At 71.2% G+C, this 25,818-nt stretch carries 24 protein-coding genes and 1 riboswitch; of the genes, 15 read left to right on the forward strand and 9 right to left on the reverse strand.

Annotation, left to right across the window (positions count from 1 at the left end):
• Positions 1 to 102 precede the first annotated feature (102 nt).
• On the reverse strand, positions 103 to 2,343 hold the full coding sequence (gene glgX, locus ABZ117_RS26620; RefSeq protein WP_356824320.1) for a glycogen debranching protein GlgX: 2,241 nt from the start codon (positions 2,341 to 2,343) through the stop codon (positions 103 to 105).
• Between the two features lie 153 nt (positions 2,344 to 2,496).
• Here glgX and ABZ117_RS26625 point away from each other — a divergent pair, with 153 nt between their 5' ends.
• The 6 genes from ABZ117_RS26625 (at position 2,497) to ABZ117_RS26650 (ending at position 8,809) form a co-directional block, all read left to right on the forward strand.
• Positions 2,497 to 3,720: an Ig-like domain-containing protein gene (locus ABZ117_RS26625; RefSeq protein WP_356824321.1), complete on the forward strand. Its 1,224-nt coding sequence runs from the start codon at positions 2,497 to 2,499 to the stop codon at positions 3,718 to 3,720.
• Positions 3,721 to 3,880: 160 nt separating this feature from the next.
• The gene (locus ABZ117_RS26630; RefSeq protein ID WP_356824402.1) at positions 3,881 to 5,104 is read left to right on the forward strand and encodes an Ig-like domain-containing protein; all 1,224 of its coding nucleotides are present in this window, start codon (positions 3,881 to 3,883) and stop codon (positions 5,102 to 5,104) included.
• Positions 5,105 to 5,182: 78 nt separating this feature from the next.
• Positions 5,183 to 5,950: an enoyl-CoA hydratase/isomerase family protein gene (locus ABZ117_RS26635; RefSeq protein ID WP_356824322.1), complete on the forward strand. Its 768-nt coding sequence runs from the start codon at positions 5,183 to 5,185 to the stop codon at positions 5,948 to 5,950.
• Positions 5,951 to 6,144: 194 nt separating this feature from the next.
• Positions 6,145 to 6,753 (forward strand): ATP-binding protein, encoded by a 609-nt coding sequence (locus ABZ117_RS26640; protein WP_356824323.1) that lies wholly within the window; start codon positions 6,145 to 6,147, stop codon positions 6,751 to 6,753.
• Between the two features lie 77 nt (positions 6,754 to 6,830).
• On the forward strand, positions 6,831 to 7,625 hold the full coding sequence (locus ABZ117_RS26645) for a polysaccharide deacetylase family protein (RefSeq protein ID WP_356824324.1): 795 nt from the start codon (positions 6,831 to 6,833) through the stop codon (positions 7,623 to 7,625).
• Entirely contained in the window at positions 7,625 to 8,809 is a 1,185-nt protein-coding gene (locus tag ABZ117_RS26650; RefSeq protein ID WP_356824325.1) for a hypothetical protein, read from the forward strand. Before ABZ117_RS26645 ends, ABZ117_RS26650 begins: the two co-directional genes overlap by 1 nt.
• Before the next feature lie 7 nt (positions 8,810 to 8,816).
• On the opposite strand, the gene ABZ117_RS26655 is transcribed toward ABZ117_RS26650, so the two are convergent.
• Complete coding sequence (locus tag ABZ117_RS26655) at positions 8,817 to 9,455, reverse strand: GNAT family N-acetyltransferase (protein WP_356824326.1); 639 nt, start codon at positions 9,453 to 9,455, stop codon at positions 8,817 to 8,819.
• A 167-nt stretch (positions 9,456 to 9,622) separates the two neighbouring features.
• Here ABZ117_RS26655 and ABZ117_RS26660 point away from each other — a divergent pair, with 167 nt between their 5' ends.
• Both ABZ117_RS26660 and ABZ117_RS26665 read left to right on the forward strand, forming a co-directional pair.
• Positions 9,623 to 9,835 carry an EF-hand domain-containing protein gene (locus ABZ117_RS26660; RefSeq protein WP_356824327.1) on the forward strand — a complete coding sequence of 71 codons (213 nt, stop codon included), beginning with the start codon at positions 9,623 to 9,625 and terminating at the stop codon, positions 9,833 to 9,835.
• Positions 9,836 to 10,021: 186 nt separating this feature from the next.
• A complete protein-coding gene (locus ABZ117_RS26665) occupies positions 10,022 to 10,684 on the forward strand; it encodes an NAD(P)-binding domain-containing protein (RefSeq protein WP_356824328.1) in 663 nt (220 codons plus the stop codon).
• 16 nt (positions 10,685 to 10,700) lie between these two features.
• Here the strand turns inward: ABZ117_RS26665 and ABZ117_RS26670 are convergent, their stop codons facing one another.
• The 7 genes from ABZ117_RS26670 to gcvT all read right to left on the reverse strand — a co-directional run bounded on the left by ABZ117_RS26670 (position 10,701) and on the right by gcvT (position 17,450).
• Positions 10,701 to 11,255, reverse strand: coding sequence for a glycoside hydrolase family 25 protein (locus ABZ117_RS26670; protein WP_356824329.1), 555 nt, complete (start codon positions 11,253 to 11,255; stop codon positions 10,701 to 10,703).
• 36 nt (positions 11,256 to 11,291) lie between these two features.
• Positions 11,292 to 12,323: a phosphatidylinositol-specific phospholipase C domain-containing protein gene (locus tag ABZ117_RS26675; protein WP_356824330.1), complete on the reverse strand. Its 1,032-nt coding sequence runs from the start codon at positions 12,321 to 12,323 to the stop codon at positions 11,292 to 11,294.
• A gap of 402 nt (positions 12,324 to 12,725) precedes the next feature.
• Positions 12,726 to 12,998, reverse strand: a complete 273-nt coding sequence (locus ABZ117_RS26680; RefSeq protein WP_356824331.1) for a hypothetical protein — start codon at positions 12,996 to 12,998, stop codon at positions 12,726 to 12,728.
• 68 nt (positions 12,999 to 13,066) lie between these two features.
• Entirely contained in the window at positions 13,067 to 14,434 is a 1,368-nt protein-coding gene (locus tag ABZ117_RS26685; RefSeq protein ID WP_356824332.1) for an L-serine ammonia-lyase, read from the reverse strand.
• A 103-nt stretch (positions 14,435 to 14,537) separates the two neighbouring features.
• Positions 14,538 to 15,803: a serine hydroxymethyltransferase gene (gene glyA, locus ABZ117_RS26690; RefSeq protein WP_356824333.1), complete on the reverse strand. Its 1,266-nt coding sequence runs from the start codon at positions 15,801 to 15,803 to the stop codon at positions 14,538 to 14,540.
• A gap of 14 nt (positions 15,804 to 15,817) precedes the next feature.
• Complete coding sequence (gcvH, locus tag ABZ117_RS26695; RefSeq protein WP_356824334.1) at positions 15,818 to 16,195, reverse strand: glycine cleavage system protein GcvH; 378 nt, start codon at positions 16,193 to 16,195, stop codon at positions 15,818 to 15,820.
• Between the two features lie 136 nt (positions 16,196 to 16,331).
• Entirely contained in the window at positions 16,332 to 17,450 is a 1,119-nt protein-coding gene (gcvT, locus tag ABZ117_RS26700; protein WP_356824335.1) for a glycine cleavage system aminomethyltransferase GcvT, read from the reverse strand.
• A gap of 157 nt (positions 17,451 to 17,607) precedes the next feature.
• A riboswitch (glycine riboswitch) is annotated at positions 17,608 to 17,711 on the reverse strand.
• Positions 17,712 to 17,872: 161 nt separating this feature from the next.
• Here gcvT and ABZ117_RS26705 point away from each other — a divergent pair.
• The 7 genes from ABZ117_RS26705 to ABZ117_RS26735 all read left to right on the forward strand — a co-directional run bounded on the left by ABZ117_RS26705 (position 17,873) and on the right by ABZ117_RS26735 (position 25,788).
• Positions 17,873 to 18,577, forward strand: a complete 705-nt coding sequence (locus ABZ117_RS26705; RefSeq protein WP_356824403.1) for an AAA family ATPase — start codon at positions 17,873 to 17,875, stop codon at positions 18,575 to 18,577.
• A gap of 92 nt (positions 18,578 to 18,669) precedes the next feature.
• The gene (locus ABZ117_RS26710; protein ID WP_356824336.1) at positions 18,670 to 19,461 is read left to right on the forward strand and encodes an enhanced serine sensitivity protein SseB; all 792 of its coding nucleotides are present in this window, start codon (positions 18,670 to 18,672) and stop codon (positions 19,459 to 19,461) included.
• Positions 19,462 to 19,656: 195 nt separating this feature from the next.
• A complete protein-coding gene (locus tag ABZ117_RS26715; protein ID WP_356824337.1) occupies positions 19,657 to 20,460 on the forward strand; it encodes an enhanced serine sensitivity protein SseB C-terminal domain-containing protein in 804 nt (267 codons plus the stop codon).
• A gap of 350 nt (positions 20,461 to 20,810) precedes the next feature.
• Positions 20,811 to 21,809, forward strand: a complete 999-nt coding sequence (locus ABZ117_RS26720; RefSeq protein WP_356824338.1) for an ABC transporter permease — start codon at positions 20,811 to 20,813, stop codon at positions 21,807 to 21,809.
• 35 nt (positions 21,810 to 21,844) lie between these two features.
• The gene (locus tag ABZ117_RS26725) at positions 21,845 to 23,617 is read left to right on the forward strand and encodes an ABC transporter substrate-binding protein (RefSeq protein ID WP_356824339.1); all 1,773 of its coding nucleotides are present in this window, start codon (positions 21,845 to 21,847) and stop codon (positions 23,615 to 23,617) included.
• 72 nt (positions 23,618 to 23,689) lie between these two features.
• Positions 23,690 to 24,697: an ABC transporter permease gene (locus ABZ117_RS26730; protein WP_356824340.1), complete on the forward strand. Its 1,008-nt coding sequence runs from the start codon at positions 23,690 to 23,692 to the stop codon at positions 24,695 to 24,697.
• Entirely contained in the window at positions 24,694 to 25,788 is a 1,095-nt protein-coding gene (locus ABZ117_RS26735) for an ABC transporter ATP-binding protein (protein WP_356824341.1), read from the forward strand. Before ABZ117_RS26730 ends, ABZ117_RS26735 begins: the two co-directional genes overlap by 4 nt.
• Positions 25,789 to 25,818: the final 30 nt, after the last annotated feature.

Consider the following 25,818-nt stretch of genomic DNA (forward strand, 5'->3'; position numbering starts at 1 on the left):
CCCTGGACCCCCGCCCGCGCTGCATCCGGCGAGCGTGATCCGCGTCACGCACAGCCGGGGCACAGGCTCCGGGGAGTCTCTCGCACCGCCGTCCGGGCCGGTTCAGGCGACCCGCAGCAGCAGCACCGCCCGCGCCGGCACGGTGATCTCCGCCCCCGCCGGGTGGACCGTGTCCGGCGCCCCGGCCTGTTCCTCCCGCGAGGTGTCCACCACGACCTCGTACCGCTCGGCCCACGGCGGCCCGGGCAGCACGAAGCCCGTCGGCCGGTCCCCGGCGTGCAGCACCGCGAGGAAGCTGTCGTCCACCACCGGCGCGCCCCGCTCGTCCCGGCCCGGGATGTCCCGCCCGGAGAGGTACATGCCGAGCGTGGCCGCGGGGGCGTACCAGTCGCCCTCGGTCATCTCCGCGCCCCGCGCGGTGAACCAGGCCAGATCGCGCAGCCCGTCCGCGGTCTGGGCCCGGCCGGAGAAGAAGGCGCGCCGGCGCAGCACCGGGTGGCGGTGGCGCAGCGCGATCAGACGGGACGTCAGGTCGTACAGCGCCCGCCAGCCGGGATCCTCCAGCAGCGACCAGTCCAGCCAGCTGATCTCGTTGTCCTGGCAGTAGGCGTTGTTGTTGCCGCGCTGGGTACGGCCCAGCTCGTCACCGGCCACCAGCATGGGCACGCCGGTGGACAGCAGCAGGGTGGTGAGGAGGTTGCGCAGCTGCCGGCGCCGCAGCGCCCGCACCCGCTCGTCGTCCGTCTCGCCCTCGGTCCCGCAGTTCCAGGAGCGGTTGTCGTCCGTGCCGTCCCGGTTGTTCTCCCCGTTGGCCTCGTTGTGCTTGGTCCCGTACGACACCAGGTCGCGCAGGGTGAAGCCGTCGTGCGCGGTGACGAAGTTGACCGAGGCGTACGGGCGCCGGCCGCCCCAGGCGTACAGGTCGCTGGAGCCGGACAGGCGGTAGCCCATCTCGCGCACGTCCGGCAGGGCGTGCCGCCAGAAGTCCCGGACCGCGTTGCGGTAGCGGTCGTTCCACTCGGTCCACAGGGGCGGGAAGGCACCCACCTGGTAGCCGCCGGAGCCGATGTCCCACGGCTCGGCGATCAGCTTCACCCGGCGCAGCACCGGGTCCTGGGCGATGACCGCCAGGAACGGCGAGAGCATGTCGACGTCGTGCATCGAGCGGGCCAGCGCCGCCGCGAGGTCGAAGCGGAAGCCGTCCACGCCCATCTCGGTCACCCAGTAGCGCAGCGAGTCGGTGATCAGGCGCAGCACCTGCGGCTGGACGACGTGCAGGGTGTTGCCGCAGCCGGTGTAGTCGGCGTACCGGCGGGCGTCGTCCTGGAGCCGGTAGTAGCCGCGGTTGTCGATGCCCTTCAGGGACAGCGTCGGCCCCAGCTCGCCCGCCTCCGCCGTGTGGTTGTAGACCACGTCGAGGATGACCTCGATGCCGGCCGCGTGCAGCGCGCGCACCATCCGCTTGAACTCGCCGACCTGCGCTCCCGTCGTACCGGAGGCCGCGTAGGCCGCGTGCGGGGCGAAGTAGCCGATCGAGTTGTAGCCCCAGTAGTTCTTGAGGCCCCGGCGCAGCAGGTGGTCCTCGTGCGCGAACTGGTGGACCGGGAGCAGCTCGACGGCCGTGACGCCGAGGCGCACCAGGTGCTCGACCGCGGCCGGGTGCGCCAGCCCGGCGTACGTGCCGCGCAGTTCCTCGGGGATACCCGGGTGCAACTGGGTGAAACCGCGCACGTGCAGCTCGTAGATGACCGAGTCCGCCCACGGTGTCTTCGGGCGGTGGTCGTCGGACCAGTCGTCGTCGTCGTGGACGACGACGCCCTTCGGGACGTACGGCGCCGAGTCCCGCTCGTCGCGCACGGTGTCCGCGACATGCTGCTCCGGCCAGTCCCGGACGTGCCCGTACACCTGCGGCGGCAGGCCGAACTCGCCGTCCACCGCCCGCGCGTACGGGTCCAGCAGCAGTTTCGCCGGGTTCCAGCGGGCGCCGGTCCACGGGTCCCAGCGGCCGTCCACCCGGTAGCCGTACCGCTGTCCGGGCAGCACGCCGGGCACGAAGCCGTGCCATATCTCGTGCGTCAGCTCGGTCAGCGGGATCCGCGTCTCCCGGCCGCCCTCGTCGAAGAGGCACAACCGCACCGCCTCGGCCCCGGCCGCCCACAGGGCGAAGTTGGTGCCGGCGACCCCGTCCGGACCGACCCGGAACCGGGCCCCCAGCGGCGTCGGCGCACCCGGCCACACGGCCGGGACGGGCGGTACGGCGCGCCGGGCGCCCCTCACCGCCGCCGTCTGCCCGCTCCCGGCCGGCTCCCCGGCGGGTGCCCGCTGCTCGGCTGCGCTCGTCACAGTCGGCCCCTCTTCCCAGTGGCTCCGGCCGGGCTGGGGGCGCCCCCCCTTCTCTCCGGGGAGGCACCCCCACGTGTCGTCCTTCCCTCTGTTCTGCCCAGTGCGTGGCTCGCACTCACGTTTCCCCGGGGCGGCCCCGTCGTTGGGAGTCGTGTGAGGCACGTACAACGACGCGCACGGCGCGTGGGGGCCGCGCTGGCCACCGTACTGACATGGGCGGGGCTGCTGTCGGGCTGCTCCTCGGACGGCTCCGGGCCGCTGGGCATGGGCGGGGGCCCGGGCAGACCCCCGGCCGTCGAGGACGTCATCAAGGTCACCCCCGGCGACGGCGGCAAGGCCGTGCGCCCCGGTGAGCGGCTGCGGGTGCGGGTGCCCGGCGGACGCCTGGAGAAGGTGACGGTGGTCAGGGAGCAGGACGCGCAGAGTTCGCCGGTCCCGGGGCGCGTCAGCGACGACGGGCTGACCTGGCGGCCCGACGAGGACCGGCTGGCGCTCGCCGCCCGGTACACCGTGGACGCGGTCGCGCTGGACTCCCACGGCCGCCGCGCCGCCCGGCACACCACCTTCACCACCTACGTCCCCGACGAGCGGTTCATCGCCTACGTCACCCCCGAGAACCGCGCCACCGTGGGCACCGGCATGATCGTCTCCCTCTCCTTCAGCCGGGACATCGCCGACCGGGCCGCCGTCGAACGCGCCGTCCGCGTCAGCGCCCGGCCCCCGGCCGAGATCCGGCCGCACTGGTTCGGCGGGAACCGCCTGGACTTCCGTCCCGAGCGCTACTGGAAACCCGGCACCGAGGTCACCGTCGACCTGCACCTGCGGGACGTGCAGGGTGCGCCCGGCGTCTACGGGCTCCAGGACCGGACGTTCGCGTTCACCGTCGGCCGCAGCCAGGTCTCCCTGGTCGACGCCGCGAAGCACACCATGGACGTACGGCGCGACGGACAGCTCCTGGCCACCGTCCCCATCACCGCGGGCGCCCCGAAACACCCGACGTACAACGGGAAGATGGTGGTGATGGACATGCTGGAGGTGACCCGCATGAACAGCCGCACGGTCGGCTTCGGCGGCGAGTACGACATCCCGGACGTCCCGCACGCCATGAAGCTCACCGACTCCGGCACCTTCCTGCACGGCAACTACTGGGCCACGGACGCCCCGGGAGAGGCCAACGTCAGCCATGGCTGTGTGGGGCTGGTGGACGTCAAGGGCGGCAGCTCGGACACCCCGGCCGGCTGGTTCTTCGACCGCAGTCTCGTCGGGGACGTCATCGAGGTCGTGCACAGCAAGGACAGGACGGTCGCGCCCGACAACGGCCTCGGCGGGTGGAACATGGGCTGGAAGGAGTGGAAAGCGGGCAGCGCGGTGAAGTAACCGGTGGGGGTCGGGGTTGCGGCGGGGTGCCGGGTGCGAGTTGCGACGGAACGGTGACATCTGCCTGACACCGCGCTGAAAACCAGGCGGTTAATATGCGCGCACCGATGTGGTGGGGAGCGGGCCTGAGCAGGTCCGGCGAGGGGAGAACAAGGTGGACGTGCGGCCTGTGACGGGGGCGTCGGCTCGGGGGCGGCGGGGTCGTGGGGGGCTGGCACTCATAGCCGGCGCCCTGGTGCTGTCGCTCGCCGCGTGCGGCGGAGGAGGGGACTCCGGTTCCGGGAACGGAAAGGGCAAGGACCGGGGCAGCGGACGGGGCGCGCAGTCCACGGCCGCCGTCAGCATCGCCCCCAGGTCCGGTGCCACCGGTGTCGACACCAGCGGCGCGCTGAAGGTCGGCGTCGCCAAGGGCACACTGACCCGGGTCACCGTCAAGGACGCCAAGGGCGGCGAGATAGCCGGGGCCATCACCGGGGGCGGCGCCTCATGGACCCCGTCCACCCATCTGGCCGCGGCCACCAAGTACACCGTGCACGCGGTCGCCAAGGACTCCGAGGGCCGCGAGGCCGCCGAGGACGCCACCTTCACCACCCTCACCCCGAAGAACACCTTCGTCGGCTACTTCACCCCCGAGGACGGCTCCACCGTCGGCGTCGGAATGCCGTTCTCCATACGCTTCACCCGGGGCATCACCCGGCCCGCCGCGGTCGAGAAGGCCGTCCGGATCAGGACCGAGCCGGCCGTCGACGTCGAGGGCCACTGGTTCGGCAACGACCGCCTGGACTTCCGCCCCGAGACGTACTGGAAGAGCGGCACCAAGGTCACCGTCGACCTCGACCTGGACGGCGTCGAGGGCCGCGCCGGTGTCTACGGCAAGCAGCACAGGACCGTGAAGTTCACCATCGGCCGCAACCAGGTCTCCGTCGTGGACGCCAAGAAGCACACGATGCGGGTCACCCAGGACGGCAGGACCCTCAGGACACTCCCCGTCACGACCGGCAAGGCCGGGTACGAGACCTGGAACGGCCGGATGGTGATGAGCGAGAAGCTCTCCGTGACCCGGATGAACGGGGAGACCGTCGGCTACGGCGGCGAGTACGACATCAAGGACGTCCCGCACGCCATCCGCCTCACCACCTCCGGCACCTTCATCCACGGCAACTACTGGGGCGGCGGCGCCTTCGGCCACTACAACGCCAGCCACGGCTGCGTGGGCCTGCGCGACGTGCGCGGCGGCTCCGACGGCTCCGTCCCGGCGGCCTGGTTCTTCAGCCACTCGATGATCGGTGACGTGGTGGTCGTGAAGAACTCCCACGACCGCACGGTGGACCCGGCCAACGGCCTGAACGGCTGGAACATGTCCTGGGCCGACTGGAAGAAGTGAGCCCACCCGCCCCACCGGCCCGGTGCTGTGACCTACGGCACCGGGCCGTCCGGCGTTAGTGGCCGTTAACCTGCCTGCATGACCGTCTCTCTCGAAGTCGCCGAAGGCGTCGGCACGCTGCGTCTGGACCGGCCGCCGATGAACGCGCTGGACATCGCCACCCAGGACCGGCTGAAGGAACTCGCCGAGGAGGCCACGCGCCGCGACGACGTGCGCGCCGTGGTGATCTACGGCGGCGAGCGGGTGTTCGCGGCGGGCGCGGACATCAAGGAGATGCAGAACATGGACCACGCGGGGATGGTCCTGCGGGCCCGCGCCCTCCAGGACTCCTTCACCGCAGTGGCCCGCATCCCCAAGCCCGTCGTCGCCGCCGTCACCGGTTACGCGCTCGGCGGCGGCTGCGAACTGGCGCTGTGCGCCGACTACCGCGTCGCCGCCGACAACGCCAAGCTCGGCCAGCCCGAGATCCTGCTCGGCCTGATCCCGGGCGCGGGCGGCACCCAGCGGCTGGCCCGGCTGGTCGGCCCCTCCCGGGCCAAGGACCTGATCTTCACGGGCCGTCAGGTGCGGGCCGAGGAGGCCCTCGCGATCGGCCTGGTGGACCGGGTCGTGCCGGCCGCCGAGGTGTACGAGCAGGCGCACGCCTGGGCCGCCGGGCTCGCCAAGGGACCGGCGATCGCGCTGCGCGCGGCCAAGGAGTCCGTCGACACCGGCCTGGAGACCGACATCGACACCGGGCTGGCCGTGGAACGGAACTGGTTCGCGGGGCTGTTCGCCACCGAGGACCGCGAGCGCGGCATGCGCAGCTTCGTGGAGGAGGGGCCGGGCAAGGCCAAGTTCCGCTAGGCGTCAGCGGCCCGATCCGCTGCGTAACTCCCGCGGGGGACGGCGCAGTTGACGTACAGTCCGGTTGGGGTCCCTCGATGGGGCGGTTTATGGGAGCCTTAAGGCAACCTTAAGTCTGTCGCGTCGAGGGAGCCCGACGATTGCCCGGTTGCGAGCCGTCGCCGCAGGTCGGACAGGTTGTTCCGGAGGCTGCCGTGCCGAAGGCATATGCCGGTCGCACGGGTTGGAACGGGGGCGTGCGGGGGGCGTATTCCTCCGGAACGGCCCCCAAGGGCACGCCGGACGGCCATCATGGGGGCATGGCGGGGCTGGAGGGCATCGAGCAGCCGCGGGGACAAGGCCGCACAGCCGCGGCACGCTGGTCGCCCGCGGTCGAGGACGAACAGGCGCTCAAGGCGCTCGAACTGTTCGGAAACCCCACGGAGGCGGAAGTGCCGCTGCCGTCCCGCCCCGAATCCGCGGCCACCGCCCGCCGCCTCGCCCAGGTCGTCGTCCTGCGCACCTGGCGGCTCACCCCGAAGCTGGCCGAGGACGCCGTCCTGCTCGTCTCCGAACTCGTCGGCAACGCCGTACGGCACACCGGCGCCCGCGTCTTCGGCCTGCGGATGCGCCGCCGCCCCGGCTGGGTCCGGGTGGAGGTCCGCGATCCCTCGCGCGGGCTGCCCTGTCTGATGCCGGTCCAGGAACTGGACGTCAGCGGACGCGGGCTGTTCCTCGTGGACAAACTCTCCGACCGCTGGGGTGTCGACCTGCTGCCGCGCGGCAAGACGACCTGGTTCGAGATGCGGGTCACCGACCGCTGACACCGCTCCCGGCGCCGCGACCCGAAATCGCCCCCCGATCGGGCTAATCGGCCGTTTTTCCAGCGATCACGCCTTAAATGGTGCGAGTGACCTCCACCAACCGACGCGGAGTGCTGCGCGCGAGCGCGGGGCTCGTCGCCGGCGGCGCGTTCGCCGCCGGTTGCGGCACCGGCCGGACCGCCCCGCCCCCCGCCCCGGCCTCCGCCTCCCCGACGACCGCCGCCCCGGCCGCGCGCCCCGCGACGGCCCCCGCCCCCCGCGCCTACCCCGGCCTGCCCGCCCAGATCACCCACGGCCCGCGCACCCGCCCCCAGGTGGCCCTCACCTTCCACGGCCAGGGCGACCCCGCCCTCGCCCACTCCCTGTTCACCGAGGCCGAGCGGCGCGGCGCCCGGCTCACCGTGCTCGCCGTCGGCACCTGGCTGGACGAGCACCCGGACCTCGCCCACCGCATCCTCGACGGGGGCCACGACCTCGGCAACCACACCCAGCGGCACATCTCCGTCAACGCGATGCCCGAGGCCGACGCCCGCCGGGAGATCACCGACTGCGCCGAACGGCTGCGGCGGCTCACCGGCTCCATCGGCACCTGGTTCCGCCCCTCCCGCGCCCCCACCGCCACCCCGCTCGTCACCCGGCTGGCCCACGCCGCGGGCTACCCGCACGTGCTGTCGTACGACGTCGACTCGCTCGACTACACCCGCCCCGGCGCCGCCGCCGTCACCCGCACCGTCCTCGACACCGTGCGCAACGGCTCGGTGGTGAGCCTGCACCTCGGATATCCGGACACGGTCGCCGCCCTCCCCGACCTCCTGACCGAACTCGGCCGCCGCGGACTGCGCGCGGTCACCACCACGGAGCTGCTGAGCTGATGCGAACCACGAAAGCCGCCCGCCTGCTGGCCGCCGGTGCCGCCGTCACCGCCCTGACCCTGCTCTCCGCGTGCGACGGCGGGACCGGGTCCCACGCGGCCCCCGTCAGCAAGGCCCCGGTCCAGCCGGAGGCGCGCAGGCAGCCCCGGGTGAACGTGCTGCCCGGAATGCCGCCGGTGGAGGACCCGGCCGACCTGTACGCCGCCGACCGGCCCGGCCGGCTCTCACCCGTGGTCCGGGGCTTCCCGTCCCGCGTGTACGTCCCCAACACCAACTCCGACACCGTCAGCGTCATCGACCCCGCGACCTACCGGGTCATCCGCACCATCCCGGTCGGCCGCCAGCCCCAGCACGTCGTACCGTCCTGGGACCTGAAGACCCTCTGGGTCAACAACGACCTCGGCAACAGCCTCACCCCCATCGACCCCAGGACCGGCAAGGCCGGCGAACCGGTCGACGTGCACGACCCTTACAACCTGTACTTCACGCCCGACGGGAAGTACGCCGTGGTCATGGCCTCCATGGACCGCCGGCTGGTCTTCCGCGACGCGCACACCATGAAGGTCGTCAAGTCCGTCCCGGTCAGCTGCCACGGCGTCAACCACGCCGACTTCTCCGCCGACGGCCGCTACTTCATCGTCTCCTGCGAGTTCAGCGGCGAACTGCTGAAGGTCGACACCGCCCGGATGAAGGTCGTGGCCCAGGAGAAACTGCCGTTCCACGGCGCCATGCCGCAGGACGTGAAGATCTCCCCGGACGGCAAGCTGTTCTACATCGCCGACATGATGGCCAACGGCCTGTGGATCCTCGACGGCGACAAGTTCACCCGGCCCCGCTTCCTCGCCACCGGCAAGGGCGCCCACGGCCTCTACATCAGCCGGGACTCGCGGGAGATGTACATCTCCAACCGCGGCGAGGGCACCATCTCGATCTTCGACTTCACCCGCGACCGCCTCACCAAGAAATGGGACCTGCCCGGCGGCGGCAGCCCCGACATGGGCGGCGTCTCCGCCGACGGCAAGGTCCTGTGGCTGTCCGGCCGCTACAACGCCGAGGTCTACGCCATCGACACCCGCACCGGCACCGAACGGGCCCGCATCAAGGTCGGCAGCGGCCCCCACGGCCTCGCCGTCTACCCCCAGCCGGGCCGCTACTCCCTCGGTCACACCGGCATCTTCCGCTGACCCCCGCTCAGCCCTCCGGGGCGAGCAGCAGCGCCTCCGCGCCCACCGGGCGGTAACCGGCCGCCAGGAACGCCCGCAGGCTGCGGGCGTTGCCCGGGGTCACCTGCGCCCACAGCGGCTCCGTGACCAGGTGCCGGGCGGCGGTCACCAGCAGCCGGCCCAGCCCCCGGTGGCGTACGTCCCCGGCCACCTCGACCGACACCTCGAGGCGGCCGGCGACCCCGCGCCCCATGACCAGCACCCCACCCTCGGCGGTCCAGGCGCGCACCCCGTCCCGGCGCCCCCGGGCGTACCGGATCCGGGGATGGCCGGCGTCCCGGATCTCCCGCAGCGCGAGCGGCGCTCCCCCCGGCAGCGGGGAGCCCACCAGCAGCGCGTCGACCGTCTCGGCCCGCCGCCCCGTCCGGTCCATGAGGGCGGCCAGGAAGCGGGGGTGCATCGGCGCCGCCAGGGGATCGCAGTCCAGTGCGCCCAGTGTCCGCGCCACCCACGCCGGGTCCTCGTCCGTGAAGACGACCGCGTGCGCGGTGAACGACAGCACCCCCGCGTCCCGCGGTGACGCCTGCGGCAGGACCGTCGTACCGCCGTCGGGCGGCGGGAAGACACCGGCCGCCGCCGCGCCGAGAACGTCCCGCAAGGTCTCCAAGGCCACCCCTTTCGGTCTCCGCCCACCGTACGACCTGACTCGCGGACGCCGTCGGCGGCGACGGCGCCCGGGTGGGCGCCGCACTCCGCGTTCCGGGGGGCCGTTAATCTGACCAGCGACAGAACGCCGGTACGGCATGTGACACACGAGCAAAAAGGGGCGGATCGGTGGCGGACATCGAGGAAGCACGCAAGCAGTTCCAGCGGATCGACGGGGACGGCGACGGATTCATCACCGCCGCGGAGTTCAAGTCCGCCCTGGCCCAGCAGGGTGACTGGAACGTCACCGAGACGGTGGCGGAGGCCATCATCCGCACCCGTGACCTCAACGGCGACAAGGTGCTGTCGTTCGACGAGTTCTGGGCCTACCTGAGCAAGTGACGCCGGCAGGGGGTGCCCGTCCCACGGGAACCGGGCACCCCGCTTCCGGGATCTGGGCGGGGAAGACCGTCGTACGGCCGTGAGCGTTCACCCGGTCGCCGCGGCGGTGGAATAGCCCGCGGCCCCGCACGGTTGTCGATCGACACAACGCATGCACATGCATCGACTCCCCCGGAAGGGCACGTCATGAAGATCGGCATCATCGGCGCGGGCAACATCGGCGGCAACCTCACCCGGCGGCTCACCGCCCTCGGCCACGACGTCTCCGTGGCCAACTCCCGCGGCCCCGAGACACTCGAGGACCTGGCGCGGGAGACCGGCGCGACCCCGGTCCGGGCCGAGGAGGCCGCCAGGGGCGCTCAGGTGGTCGTCGTCACCGTCCCCCTGAAGGCGGTCCCGGACCTGCCCGCCGGCCTGCTGGACGGCGCGGCCGAGGGCGTCGCGGTCATCGACACCAACAACTACTACCCGCAGCAGCGCGACGGCCGGATCGCCGCCATCGAGGACGAGGGCCTGACCGAGAGCCGCTGGACCGAGCGGCACCTCGGCCACCCGGTGATCAAGGCCTTCAACGGCACCTACGCGCAGGACATCCTGGACCGCGGCCGTCCCGCCGGCGACCCCGAGCGCATGGCACTCCCGGTCGCCGGCGACGACGAGGACGCCAAGCGGACCGTGCGTGACCTGATCGGCGAGCTGGGCTTCGACACGGTCGACGCGGGCGGCATCGACGACTCCTGGCGCCAGCAGCCCGGCACCCCGGTCTACACCCTGCGCGCCGGCACCGAGGCCGTGCTCAAGGCCCTGGCCGAGGCGTCCCCGGAGCGCCCGGCGGACTTCCGGGGCTGACGCCTGCGCACGGTCCCTACGGCGTGGCCCAGGCGCGCAGGTCGCCCTTGTGCGCGAACCGGGCCACGTCCTTGTCGTGCGGCTCGCTGGTGTACTGGTGGAACAGCCAGTCGGCCTTCACGCGGGGCTTGCCGGCCGTGACGTAGTCGGCGATCCAGAGCCCGTCGCCCGCGTACGAGGTGGTGTCGACCGTCAGCCAGAAGTGGCGGTTGCAGTACAGGACGACCCGGTTGTCCGGCCGCAGTTCCTTGAGCCTGCGCAGGAAGCGGTCCTTCTCCGCGTTGCTCGCGTGCGTGCCGTCGCCGGTGGTCTCCCAGTCGACGGCGAGGATGTCGCCGGGCCGGTCGGGGGCGTGCCGGAGGAAGTGGTCGGCCTGGGCGGTGAGGTCGCCGGGCCACAGGAAGTGGTAGAAACCGACGACCAGTCCGGCGTCACGGGCCCGCTTCGTCTGCGCGGCGAGCCGGGGACTGGCGTACGAACGGCCCTCCGTCGCCTTGACGAAGACGAAGGAGAGGCCGTCCGTGGCATAGGAGGAGGACTGGTAGGCGCTGACATCGATGCCATGGAGCATGGGGGAGTTGTGCCCCCTGCGGCCGTGGCCGGAACCTCAGCCCCGGGTCGTCACCGAACTCAGTACGGCCGGCGACTTCGCCGACCAGTCCGAGGTGATCAGACTCGCGTGGTGCTGGGCCAGCAGCGCGAGCCGGGCGGTGACTTCGGCGTCCGTCGGGGTGGTGGAGGAGATGGCGGGGGAGACGTTGTGGGCGTCCGTCGTGATCAGGATGTAGTGGTTCGCGGAGTAGAACGAGGTGTCGTAGCCGTTGTTGACATAGGTGGCCGCGTCACCGTCGAAGAACACGAACCAGGGCCGGATCGAGGCGTCGTAGCGGCTGGTGCGCGGGTCGCCGCCCGCGGCACCGAGCACGGCGGGGAAGGCCTGGGCCGCGGAGATGTTCCCGGCCGCGGACAGGTCGCGCAGGTGGTCGCCGTACTCCTCGTCCGTCCAGTAGGTGTCGAACGGGTTGGACTGCTCCACCGTGCCCGGGATCAGTTCGAAGAGGAACTTGCCCCGGAGGGCGTCACGGGTGGGCCAGGCGTCGGCCTTCGCGGCGGCGTCCAGCGTGCCGTACGTCCCGCCCAGCAGGGTGGCCGGCTTGTACACGCTGCTGCCGAGCTTCTGCGCGACGAGCGTGTCGAACTCGTCCGGCCCGAGGCCCGACTTGTCGTTGAAGCCGGCCTTCATCTCGACCTTGACGACGATCGGCGGGTGGTCGGGGTGCAGCTGGTTCCAGGCGGCCATGTTGTCCAGGCAGCTGCCGAGGTCCTGGTTGCGGCTCTTGCCGTACAGCTCGGCCGGGGTCTTCGCGGCCTCGCAGTTGTTGTCGTCGCCCAGCGGATTGCTGTGGCTGACCCGCCAGCGGTGGCTGATGGTGTCCGCGTACACGTCCAGCTCCAGCAGCGAGGCGCCCGAGTCCAACGCCTGTGCGAAGTACGTGTACTTGGCCTTGTCGTACGCGTTGTGCGTGCCGACGGCCGTCGTCGCGGAGAACGTGGGCGACGCCGCGTGCGCGTTGCCCGGCGCCACCACCAGCGCAGCGACGGCTCCCAGCAGTGCCGCCGCCCGTCTCAGTCTGAGCATGTGTCAATTCCCCTTCGCGGTCGCCGAGTCGGCGGCATCGTAGGGGAATGCGGTTACTTCGGGGTAGCCCTTGGGGGAACAGCCCGGTTCACGCTTGGAGGGCGTCGCGCAGCCGGCATGGCACGGACGCCTGGTTGCCTCTCACCCTGTGGCTGAACGGGGGGCACACGGATGCCAGGGCCGCACAGCGTCAGGAGGTCCTCCGGGTCCGACGTCAGCACCGTGACGGGGGACGGGGAGGCCGTCGCGGTGGCGGCCACGATCGCATCGAGGGCGTACTTGCGGCCGTGCAGTCCTGCTGCGGCGAGGAGTTCGCTGGCGTGGCGGGCGACGGCTTCGGTGGGCGGAGTGCGCGTAGTACGAGTTTCGACAAGCCCTCGCAGTCCAGGACGAGAGTTCCGCTCACGCGGCGTCCGCCGAGTTGGCGTTGTCACCGCGCAGGACGGCCCGCTTCGCCTCGACCGCTGCCTGGTCCACAGGACCGTGTTCGGTTTCCGCGTCCTTGATGAGTTCGCGCAGCCGGTCGCGCTCCAGCTGGCGCTGGATGAGGGCTTCGGCATAGGCGGACATGCCTCGTTCGCCCGTGCGCGCTCTGAGGGCTGCGACGGTGCCTTCGTGGAGCGAGACGGAGACCGGGCGGACGGGCCCTTCGCCGGGAGCCGGGGAGGTAGCCATGCGGCAAGTGCAACAAGACTCTTGTTAGTGGGCGCAAGGCGGGAACACGCCGGTCAGGGCCCGCCCGGTCAGCACTCGATGATGTTCACGGCCAGTCCGCCCCGGGCCGTCTCCTTGTACTTGACGCTCATGTCCGCGCCGGTTTCCTTCATGGTCTTGATGACCTTGTCCAGGGACACCTTGTGGGAGCCGTCGCCGCGCATCGCCATCTTCGCGGCCGTGACCGCCTTCACCGCGGCCATGCCGTTGCGCTCGATGCACGGGATCTGCACCAGGCCGCCGACCGGGTCGCAGGTCAGGCCCAGGTTGTGCTCCATGCCGATCTCGGCCGCGTTCTCGACCTGCTCGGGGGAGCCGCCGAGCACCTCGGCGAGGGCACCGGCCGCCATGGAGCAGGCGGAGCCGACCTCGCCCTGGCAGCCGACCTCGGCGCCGGAGATGGAGGCGTTCTCCTTGAAGAGCATGCCGATCGCGCCGGCCGCCAGCAGGAACCGCACGACTCCGTCCTCGTCGGCCCCGGGGACGAAGTTGATGTAGTAGTGCAGGACCGCGGGGATGATGCCGGCCGCGCCGTTGGTCGGGGCGGTGACGACCCGGCCGCCGGCGGCGTTCTCCTCGTTCACGGCCATCGCGTAGAGCGTGATCCACTCCATGGCGTGCGCCAGCGGGTCGCCCTCGGCGCGCAGCTGCCGGGCCGAGACGGCCGCGCGGCGGCGGACCTTGAGACCGCCGGGCAGGATGCCCTCGCGGGACATGCCGCGCTGCACGCACGCGCGCATCACGCCCCAGATCTCCAGCAGGCCCTCGCGGATCTCCTCCTCGGTGCGCCAGGCCCGCTCGTTCTCCAGCATCAGCGAGGAGATGGACAGGCCCGTCTCGCTCGTGCGGCGCAGCAGCTCGTCACCGGTGCGGAAGGGGTACTTCAGGACCGTGTCGTCCAGCTTGATGCGGTCCGCGCCCACCGCGTCCTCGTCGACCACGAAGCCGCCGCCGACGGAGTAGTACGTCTTGGAGAGCACCTCGGCGCCGTCGGCGTCGTAGGCCCAGATGGTCATGCCGTTGGCGTGGTAGGGCAGCGCCTTGCGGCGGTGCAGGACCAGGTCGTCGTCGAAGGAGAACGGGATCTCGTGCTCGCCGAGGAGGTTCAGCCGTCCCGCCCGTTTGATCGACTCCACCTGCTCGTCGGCCGTCTCCACGTCCACCGTGCGCGGTGAGGCGCCCTCCAGGCCGAGCAGCACCGCCTTCGGGGTGCCGTGGCCGTGCCCGGTCGCGCCGAGCGAGCCGTACAGCTCGCAGCGCAGGGCCGCGACGGAGCCGAGCAGCTCCTCGTTGCGCAGCCGGCGGGCGAACAGGCCGGCCGCGCGCATCGGGCCGACCGTGTGGGAGCTGGACGGGCCGATGCCGATCGAGAACAGGTCGAAGACCGAGATGGCCACGGATGACTCCTCAATGCGGGGGGTGGTGCAAAAGGTGGTACAGGGTGCGGGCACCGCGCACCTCCGGTTCCTCCAGTGTGCGCGGTGCCCGGCGAAAGGTGACTTACTTGTTCAGCCCCGGGTACAGCGGGTGCTTGTCGGCCAGGGCCTTCACCCGGGCCTTGAGCGCCTCGGCGTCGTAGGACGCCTTCAGCGTCTCGGCGATCACGTCCGCGACCTCGGCGAAGTCCTCGGCCGTGAAGCCGCGGGTCGCGAGGGCGGGCGTACCGATCCGCAGGCCGGAGGTGACCATCGGCGGGCGCGGGTCGTCCGGGACGGCGTTGCGGTTGACCGTGATGCCGACCTCGTGGAGCCGGTCCTCGGCCTGCTGCCCGTCCAGCTCCGAGGCACGCAGGTCCACCAGGATCAGGTGCACGTCGGTGCCGCCGGACAGGACGTTCACGCCGGCCTCGCGGGCGTCCGCCGCCGTCAGCCGCTCGGCGAGGATGCGCGCACCCTCCACCGTACGCCGCTGGCGCTCCGCGAACTCCTCCGAGGCGGCGACCTTGAAGGAGACCGCCTTCGCCGCGATCACGTGCTCCAGGGGGCCGCCCTGGAAGCCGGGGAAGACGGAGGAGTTCAGCTTCTTCGCGAAGTCCTTCTTCGCGAGGATGATGCCGCCGCGCGGGCCGCCGAGGGTCTTGTGGGTCGTGGAGGTGACCACGTCCGCGTACGGCACCGGGTTCGGGTGGAGACCGGCGGCGACCAGGCCCGCGAAGTGCGCCATGTCGACCCACAGGTACGCCTCGACCTCGTCGGCGATCCGGCGGAACTCGGCGAAGTCCAGCTGACGCGGGTACGCCGACCAGCCGGCGATGATCACCTTGGGGCGGTGCTCCTTGGCCAGCCGCTCGACCTCGGCCATGTCGACCAGGCCGGTCTCCACGTCCACGTGGTACGCGACCACGTCGAACTGCTTGCCGGAGAAGTTCAGCCGCATCCCGTGGGTCAGGTGGCCGCCGTGCGCCAGGTCCAGGCCGAGGATGGTGTCCCCGGGCCGGGCGAGGGCGAACAGGGCCGCCTGGTTCGCGGAGGCACCGGAGTGGGGCTGCACGTTGGCGTACTCGGCGCCGAACAGCTCCTTGACCCGGTCGATGGCGATCTGCTCGGCGACGTCGACGTGCTCGCAGCCGCCGTAGTAGCGGCGGCCCGGGTAGCCCTCGGCGTACTTGTTGGTCAGGACCGAGCCCTGGGCCTCCATCACCGCGAGCGGCGCGAAGTTCTCGGACGCGATCATCTCCAGCGTGGACTGCTGGCGGTTCAGCTCCGCGTCGACCGCGGCGGCGATCTCCGGGTCCAGCTCGTGGAGGGACGTGTTCAGGACAGTCATGGGGCTACGACTCCTCAGCCGGCGGTGTGGGCGGCGTACTCGTCGGCGGAGAGCAGGTCGGCCGGCTCCCCGGTGACACGTACCTTGAACAGCCAGCCGCCCTCGAAGGGCGCGGAGTTCACCAGCGAGGGGTCGTTGACGACGTCCTCGTTGATCTCGGTGACCTCACCGCTGACCGGCGAGTACAGGTCGGAGACCGACTTCGTCGACTCCAGCTCACCGCAGGTCTCGCCCGCCTCGACGGTGGAGCCGACCTCGGGGAGCTGGGCGTAGACCACATCGCCGAGCGCGTTGGCCGCGAACTCGGTGATGCCGACCGTCGCGACGCCGTCCTCGGCGGTCGACAGCCACTCGTGCTCCTTGCTGAAGCGCAGCTGCTGGGGGTTGCTCATGGCCTGAATTCTCCTGTACGCGCGGGAGTGCTGATGAAGGGGGGACGGCAGGACCTGCTGGTGAGCAGGGGGAATGTGCGCAGGGTCACGTCCGGCGGCGCGGGGCGGACGCCGGGAGCGCCGCAGCGCCCAGTGTCTACTTCTGGCGCTTGTAGAACGGCAGCGCCACGACCTCGTACGGCTCGTGGGTGCCCCGGATGTCCACGCCGACGCCCTCGGTGCCCGGCGCCGCGTACGCCGCGTCGACGTACGCCATGGCGATCGGCTTGCCCAGGGTGGGGGAGGGGGCGCCGGAGGTGACCTCGCCGATCACCTGGCCGCCGGCGACGACGGCGAACCCGGCGCGCGGCACCCGGCGGCCCTCGGCGACCAGGCCGACGAGCACCCGGGGCGCGCTCGCCTCGGCGCGGGAGGCGGCCGCGGCGAGCGCCTCACGCCCGACGAAGTCCCCCTCCTTCTCGAACTTGACCACCCGGCCGAGCCCGGCGTCGAAGGGGGTGAGCGCGGTGGTCAGCTCGTGCCCGTACAGCGGCATGCCCGCCTCCAGGCGCAGGGTGTCCCGGCAGGACAGCCCGCACGGCACCAGGCCGACGCCCTCGCCGGCCTCGGTCAGCGCCTGCCACAGCCGCACGGCGTGCTCCGGTCGAACGAACAGCTCGAAGCCGTCCTCGCCGGTGTAGCCGGTGCGGGCGATCAGCGCCGGGACGCCGGCGACGGTGCCGGGCAGGCCGGCGTAGTACTTCAGCCCGTCCAGGTCGGCGTCGGTGAGCGACTTCAGGATGCCGGGGGACTGCGGGCCCTGCACGGCGAGCAGCGCGTAGGCGTCCCGGTCGTCGCGGACCTCGGCGTCGAAGCCGGCGGCCCGCTCGGTCAGCGCGTCCAGCACCACCTGGGCGTTGGAGGCGTTGGCCACGACCATGTACTCGGTCTCGGCCAGCCGGTAGACGATGAGGTCGTCCAGGATGCCGCCGTCGGCCCGGCAGATCATGGTGTAGCGGGCGCGGCCGACGCCGACGGAGGCGATGTTGCCGACCAGGGCGAAGTTCAGGAGGGCGGCCGCCCCGGCGCCGGTCACGGTGATCTCGCCCATGTGGGAGAGGTCGAACAGGCCGGCCCGGGTGCGCACCGCGAGGTGCTCGTCGCGCTCGGAGCCGTAGCGCAGGGGCATGTCCCAGCCGGCGAAGTCGGTCATGGTCGCGCCGAGCGCGCGATGCACGGCATCCAGCGCGGTGTGGCGGAGTTCGGTGCTGCTCATCGGTCGGTCGTCTCCCAGGGCATACGGACGGGGCGAGGAACGTTCCTCCCCATCTGTCATCGGAACCTGAGAGGTTCGCCGCGACCGCCACGGGGACGATCACGGCTTGCACCTTGGGTGGGACCACTGGACACAGCGGCCCGCTTTTCAGATGTGCCTCGCCCGCGCGGTAACGGGGCCTGAGAGATTCAAGGGAGGGACTTGCTCCTTCGGCGCCCCAGACGGTCCGAAGGGACCTGGGGACTCTCCCGCGCGGATTCAAGCGGCCGGTATGCAGTTGGCGGGCACATCATCGCATGCGAGCCCGGCTTCTGTAACCGACCTGTGGCACGACCCGCACCGAACCACCGGCCCGCGGGCATTACCTTCTCTTTAACTTCAAAGGGCAGGACATGACCGAGCCCACAGGGGAGGACATCACGGTGAACAGGACCACGGCGTACGTCACCGCCGCCGCCACCGGCCTCGCGGTGCCGGAGCAGCGCTCCGCCCCCGCCCCCGCCCCCGCCCCCGCCCGCGAACGCCGCCCCGCGCGCCCGGCCCCGGCCGTCCGTGACCTGCGCGACCGCGCCGGCCGCAGCCCGCGCGCCCTCGTCTTCGGGCCGCGGGACGTGGTGGTGATCACCGGCCTGCCCGGCAGCGGCAAGTCCACGCTGATGCGGCGCGCGGTCGCCGGCCACCGCGTCGACTCCCAGGACGCCCGCGACCGCTTCGCGGCCCGCCTGCCCCGCTGCCTGCCGTACGCGCTCTACCGCCCCCTGGTCCGCCTCGCGCACTACGCGGGACTGCGCCGCGCGCTGCGCACCGGCGACGGCGTCGTCGTCCACGACTGCGGCACCCAGCCCTGGGTGCGCGGCTGGCTCGCCCGCGAGGCCCGCCGCCGCGGCGGCACCCTGCACCTGCTGGTGCTCGACGTCGCCCCCGAGACCGCCCGCGAGGGCCAGCGGGAGCGCGGCCGGGGCGTCTCCCGCTACGCCTTCCGCCGGCACCGCCGTACCGCGGCCCGGCTGCTGCGCGCGGTCGAGCGGGGCGAACCGCCCACGGGCTGCGGCTCGGCGCTGCTGCTGGACCGGCCCGCCGCGGACACCCTGCACCGCGTGGACTTCGCCGCCCCGGACCCCCGCTGACGCGGCGCACGGATCCCCGGCGGACCCGCGATGTCACAGCCACCCGATAGCCTTCGGTCTCACAGCAGTGGTTCCCAGCAGGCGGTAGGCAGATGGACTTCCCGGCGGACCTTCCCGCGGACTTCCCGGCACAGACACACCCCCACCCGCACGGCGGTTGGCCCGGCAACGAGCTGGAGGAGGTGCTCTCGGCCTCCCTCGGCGTCCCCACGGCGGGCGGCCGGATCATCGAGGTCCTCGGCCGCAGCTTCCTGTGGATCCCGCTGCCGGCCGGCGGCGGCCCGGACAGCGGCCCGCTGGACCTGCCCACACTCGACATCGAGGGCCAGGTGTACGTGCCGGTGTTCAGCTCCGAGGAGCAGTTCCGCCAGGCGGCCGGCTCCCACATGCCGTACACCGTCGCCCCCGCCGTGGAGTTCGCCCGGGGCCTGCCGCCGCAGGCGGGCCTGGCCGTGAACCCGGGCGGTGTGGTCGGCATCCCGCTGCCGCCCGAGGCCGTGGCCGAACTGTGCCGGGTGGGCCGCACCCCGCTCGACGGCCCCGGCAGCGGCGGCCGGGTCCGCCTCTTCGAGCCCGACTGGCAGGACGATCCGGTCGACTTCCTCTCCGCCGCCTCCGCCGAGTTCGCGGACACCGGCGTCGTGGTGACCGCCCGCCGCTGCCTGGCCGCCGTCGAGACGGCCGAACCGGTGATGTTCGTCGGCGTGGAACTCTCCCGGTGCGAGGGCGACCTGCGCACCGTGCCCCTGGAGGCCCTGGGCCGGGCCCTGGGCAGGGTCCCGGTGAAGTGGCCGGTCAATCTGGTCCTCATGGACGTCACCGACGACCCGGTGGCCGACTGGCTGAAGACGAACGTCCGCCCCTTCTACCGGTTCGGCCACTAGCGGCCGGGCCGCCGGGGCGCGGAGCCGGGTCCGGCACGCCGGGACGAGGGGCCGGGTCCGGCACGCGGTGGTGGTGCCGGGCGCGGCGCGCCACCGCGCGCCCGCCCCCGCGTACGGCCACGAGGCCCCGGGCCACCGGGCGCTTAAGCTGTCCCCCGATGCGGGGTCACTCCACGAGAAGGGGCGGTAAGACAGGTGAGCGCGAGCCCGAGCGGCAGCGTCGAGCACATGCTGCGCCAGGTCACGCCTGGACGTTACGACGCCTACGAGGCCCTGCTGGGCGCCCTCGCCGCCCCCTCCTCCGGCCAGGTCTGGATGTTCCTGTGGCACGGCCAGGCCGGCTCCCCGGACGCCCAGTACGGCGACATGGAGGTCGACGGCTTCCACTACGCCCCCTGCGTCACCTCCGCCCAGGAACTGTCGGCCAGTGGCTGGAACCGCTCCTACGAGGTGGTGGACGGCCTCGACGTGGCCCGCACCCTCTACCCCGACCACTACGGTCTGTGGCTCAATCCGCACGCCCCGGGCGGCGGCGTCGGCATCCCCTGGCTCGACCTGCGCCGCATGGCCACCGGCCTGGACCGCCAGCCCGCCGGCCCCCTGCGCCTGTCGGAACCCGGCATCGAGATCCCGCAGTTCTACGCCCTGCTCGCGCAGAACGCGCACCGCACCCCCGCGCTGCGCTCGCTGCGCCGGGCCTGGGTGCAGCCCACGCTCGGGGCGCCGTACCTCGCCCTCGGCCTGGACGTGTACGACACGTCCCCGGCGGCGGTCGACTCGGTGCGCGCGATGATGCAGCAGTCGGTCGGCGCGGTCCCGGAGGGGCTGCCGGTCTCGACGGTCGTGATGACCGACGGCTACGACCCGGTGGTCATGTGGATGCGGGCCAACGCGCGTCCCTTCTACGACCGCGAGGCGCACGCCACCGCCCCGCCGCCCCCGCTCCAGGTTCCGCCGGCGACCGGCTACGGCTACCCGCCCGCGCACGGCGGCTACTGACCAACGGGCGACAATGTCAAGGGCTTTGAGCGGGGCCACGGTGTCCGCGTCAGCGGGCTTCTTCTGCGCGCGTAGACATCGCCGGTACGTCCCGTTCCGGGCGAATAGGCCGTTCTGCCCCAACTGGACCTTGTCCGGGAGCCGTTACCCACTGTTCGGATAACGGAATCCCCTGCACTGCATCACGGTTGCGCATACTTTCGCCGCCAACTCTGGCGGGTGATCACAACGACGCTGAAGACTCGCGACTCAGACGTGAGGCCAAGGCCTCACGCTCGATGGCAAGTCGACAAAGCCGCAATCCGCGGCAGGCGCAGGCCGGTCACCACCGGCGAGAGGGGTCGCTCACCGTGACCGCACCGATCGAGACCACCGGAGCGGCAGCCGAGGCACAGCCGGAGGCTGTGCTGGAGGGTGCCGGAAAGGGGCAGATCGAGGGTCGTTCCCTGGGCCAGATCGCCTGGACCCGGTTCAAGAAGGACAAGGTCGCCGTCGCGGGCGGCGTCATCGTGGTCCTGCTGATCCTCGTCGCGATTCTCTCGCGCCCCCTCCAGGCCGTGTTCGGGCTCGACCCCAACGCCTTCCACCAGGACCTGATCACCCCCGACACCTCGCTGCCCAAGGGCAGTTGGGGCGGCATGAGCCTGGATCACCCGCTCGGTGTGGACCCGAAGTTCGGCCGTGACATCGCCACCCGCGTCCTGGAGGGCTCCTGGGTGTCGCTGGTGGTCGCCTTCGGCGCCACCGTCCTGTCGAACGTGATCGGCGCGGTCCTCGGTGTCGTGGCGGGCTACTACGGCGGGCGGGTCGACTCGATCATCAGCCGGCTGATGGACACCTTCCTCGCCTTCCCCCTCCTGCTCTTCGCGATCGCCATCTCCGCCACCCTCCAGGGCGGCGCCTTCGGCCTCAACGGACTGCCGCTCCACCTGAGCGTGCTCATCTTCGTCATCGGCTTCTTCAACTGGCCCTATCTGGGCCGGATCGTGCGCGGCCAGACACTGGCCCTGCGGGAGCGCGAGTTCGTGGACGCCTCCCGCGGCATGGGCGCCAAGGCCCCGTACATCCTGTTCCGCGAGCTGATGCCCAACCTGGTCGGCCCGATCATCGTCTACTCGACGCTGCTGATCCCGACCAACATCCTCTTCGAGGCGTCCCTGAGCTTCCTCGGCGTCGGCATCCAGCCCCCGCAGGCGTCCTGGGGCGGCATGCTCCGTGAGGCGGTCACCTACTACCAGGTCGACCCCCAGTTCATGATCGTCCCCGGACTCGCCATCTTCGTCACCGTCCTCGCGTTCAACCTGCTCGGCGACGGTCTCCGCGATGCTCTCGATCCGCGCAGCCGCTGACGCCTGCCGCGAAGAGCCCGAAAGTTTTGTCAACAATGGAGGGGAAAGCGCCCATCATGCGAAGGTCAGCGCTGGCCGCGATCGCGGCCATCGGCTCCGCCAGCCTGCTTCTTGCGGGTTGCAGCAAGGCCGATGACAACAAGAACGACAACGGCACCAAGTCGGCCGGGGCCAATGCCGCGACCAAGGGCGTCGTCAACGCGTCCGACAAGAAGGGCGGCACGCTCACCTACGAGCTGTCCGACGTGCCGGACTCCTTCGACCCCGGCAACACGTACTACGCGTACATGTACAACCTCAGCCGGCTGTACGCCCGTCCGCTGATGACCTTCCAGCCGGGTGCCGGCCAGAAGGGCAACACGCTCGTCCCGGACCTCGCGGCGAGCAAGGGCGTGCCGAGCGACGGCGGCAAGACCTGGACGTACAAGCTGCGCGCGGGCCTGAAGTACGAGGACGGCTCGCCGATCACCTCGAAGGACGTCAAGTACGCCGTCGAGCGCTCCAACTTCGCGCGTGACGTGCTCTCCCTCGGCCCGAACTACTTCCAGCAGTTCATGGCCGGCGGCGACAAGTACAAGGGCCCGTACAAGGACAAGAGCGCCAAGGGCCTGTCCTCCATCCAGACGCCGGACGACACCACCATCGTCTTCCACCTGAAGCAGGCCTTCCAGGAGTTCGACTACCTGGTCGCCGCCCCGCAGACGGCCCCGGTGCCGCAGGCGAAGGACACGGGCGTCGACTACATCAAGCACATCGTCTCCTCGGGCTCGTACAAGTTCCAGAGCTACCAGGACGGCCGGCAGGCCGTGCTGGTGCGCAACCCGAACTGGGACCCGAAGACGGACCCGCTGCGCAAGCAGCTGCCGGACAAGATCGTCGTCAAGCTGAAGGTCAACGCGGAGACGATCGACCAGGACGTCCTCGCCGGCGACGCGATCGACCTGGCCGGCACCGGTGTCCAGGCCTCCACCCAGGCCAAGGTCCTCACCGACGCCGGCAAGAAGGCCAACACGGACAACACCTACGGTGGCCGTCTCGTGTACCTGGCGATCAACACCAAGGTCGCGCCGTTCGACAAGCCCGAGTGCCGCAAGGCCGTGCAGTACGCGATCGACAAGGTCTCGGTGCAGACCGCCGAGGGCGGCCCGGTCCGCGGCGACGTCGCCTCCACCGTGCTGCCGCCGGACATCCCGGGCTACGAGAAGTCGGACGTCTACGCCAGCAACGGCAACAAGGGTGACGCCGCCAAGGCCAAGCAGCAGCTGAAGGCCTGCGGCAAGTCGTCGATCACGACGAACATCGCCGCGCGTTCCGACCGCCAGCCGGAGATCGACGCCGCCACGGCGATCATCGCCTCGCTGAAGAAGGTCGGCATCAACGCCTCCCTGAAGCAGTACCCGTCGGGCAAGTACTTCACCGACTACGTGGGTGTGCCGAAGTTCTCGGAGAAGCAGAACCTCGGTCTGATCATGATGCAGTGGGGTGCGGACTGGCCCTCCGGCTACGGCTTCCTCCAGCAGATCCTGAACGGCAAGGCGATCAGCCAGTCGGGCAACACGAACCTGTCGCAGTACGACGACAAGTCCGTCAACCAGATGCTGGGCAAGGCGATCGGCACCCAGGACCTCAACAAGCGCAACAGCATCTACACGCAGATCGACAAGAAGACCATGGACGACGCCGTCCTGGTCCCGCTGACCTACTTCAAGGTCCTGCTGGGCCGCCCGCAGAACTACACCAACCTGGTTTCCACGGCGGCCTTCAGCGGTCAGTACGACTACCTCAACATCGGCGTCGCGTCGAAGTAGCAGCCCCGGAAGGCAGGTGAAGGCATTGGTGCCCGCGGGCTTCGCGGCCCGCGGGCACCAGCGCCGGTCCCCGTGATCTCGTACATCCTCCGCCGGACGTTCGCGGCAGTGATCCTGCTGCTGGTCGTCTCCGCGGTCACCTTCGCCATCTTCTTCCTGCTGCCACGGCTCGTCGGCCAGACAGCGGACCAGCTGGCGCAGCAGTACATCGGCAAGAGCCCGTCGCCGGCGGACGTCGCCGCCGTCAAGCACAACCTCGGTCTGGACCAGCCTGTCTACGTCCAGTACTGGCACTTCATCAAGGGGATCGTGGCCGGCGCCACCTACGACCTCGGCCCCACCACGGTGCACTGCGACGCGCCCTGCTTCGGCTACTCCTTCAAGAACCACCAGGCGGTCTGGCCGGAGCTCACCTCACGCCTTCCGATCACCCTCTCGCTGGCCGCGGGTGCCGCCGTACTGTGGCTGGTCTCCGGCGTGGTGGCCGGTGTCGTCTCCGCGCTGAAGCCGCGCTCGGTACTCGACCGGGGCTTCATGGGCATCGCGCTCACCGGCGTCTCGCTGCCCATGTTCTTCACCGGCAACCTGGCGATCCTGCTCTTCGAGTACCAGTGGCCGATCTTCGGCAAGAGCTACGTCCCGTTCACCGACAACCCCTCGCAGTGGGCCAACACCCTCTTCCCCGCGTGGTGTTCGCTCGCCCTGCTGTACTCCGCCATCTACGCGCGGCTCACCCGCTCGGGCATGCTGGAGACGATGAACGAGGACTTCATCCGCACGGCCCGCGCCAAGGGCCTGCGCGAGCGCAACGTCGTCGTCCGGCACGGACTGCGCGCCGCTCTCACCCCGATCATCACGGTCTTCGGCATGGACATCGGTCTGCTGCTCGGCGGCGCCGTGATCACCGAGAGCGTCTTCTCGCTGCCCGGCATCGGCCAGTACGCGGTGCAGGGCATCACCGACAACGACCTGCCCAAGATCCTCGGCGTGACCCTGCTCGCCGCCTTCTTCGTCGTGATCGCAAATCTCCTGGTGGACGTGCTGTACGCCGCCGCCGACCCGCGGGTGAGGCTCTCGTGACCGAACTCTCCAAGACCGGCGCCGCCGTGGGCGAGCCCACGACCGCCGGCAAGGCACCCGAAGCCTTCCTCGAGGTCCGCGACCTCAAGGTGCACTTCCCGACCGACGACGGCCTGGTCAAGTCCGTCGACGGGCTCAGCTTCTCGCTGGAGAAGGGCCGGACCCTCGCCATCGTGGGCGAGTCCGGCTCCGGCAAGTCCGTCACCTCGCTCGCCGTCATGGGCCTGCACCGGCTCGGCGCGCGCGGCAAGAACGTGCAGATGTCCGGCGAGATCTGGCTTGACGGCAAGGAACTGGTCTCCGCCGCCCCGGACGAGGTGCGCAAGCTCCGCGGCCGGGAGATGGCGATGATCTTCCAGGACCCGCTGTCCGCGATGCACCCGTACTACAAGGTCGGCGACCAGATCGTCGAGGCCTACCGGGTGCACCACGACGTCAGCAGGAAGGTCGCCCGCAAACGCGCGATCGAGATGCTCGACCGCGTCGGCATCCCCGAGCCCGCCAAGCGCGTCGACGGCTACCCGCACGAGTTCTCCGGCGGTATGCGCCAGCGCGCCATGATCGCCATGGCGCTGGTGAACAACCCCGAGCTGCTCATCGCGGACGAGCCGACCACCGCCCTCGACGTGACCGTCCAGGCGCAGATCCTCGACCTGATCCGCGACCTCCAGAAGGAGTTCGGCTCCGCGGTCATCATGATCACCCACGACCTGGGTGTGGTCGCCGAGATCGCCGACGACGTCCTCGTGATGTACGGCGGCCGGTGCATCGAGCGCGGTCCCGCCGACGAGGTCTTCGAGCAGCCGCAGCACCCCTACACCTGGGGCCTGCTCGGCTCGATGCCCCGCATCGACCGCGAGACCTCCGAACGGCTCATCCCGGTCAAGGGCCAGCCGCCGAGCCTCATCAACATCCCCTCGGGCTGCGCCTTCCACCCGCGCTGCCCGTACGCGGACATCCCCAAGGGGAACGTCACCCGCACGGTGCGCCCCGAGCTGGCACAGGTGGACGCCGGGCACTGGTCCGCCTGCCACCTGTCGGCCGAGGACCGCCAGCGGATCTGGACCGAAGAGATTGCGCCGAAGCTGTGAGTGAGACCAAGAAGACGGACGAGGCCGAGG

It is taken from the genome of Streptomyces sp. NPDC006309 (genome assembly GCF_040613095.1).
Taxonomy (GTDB): domain Bacteria; phylum Actinomycetota; class Actinomycetes; order Streptomycetales; family Streptomycetaceae; genus Streptomyces.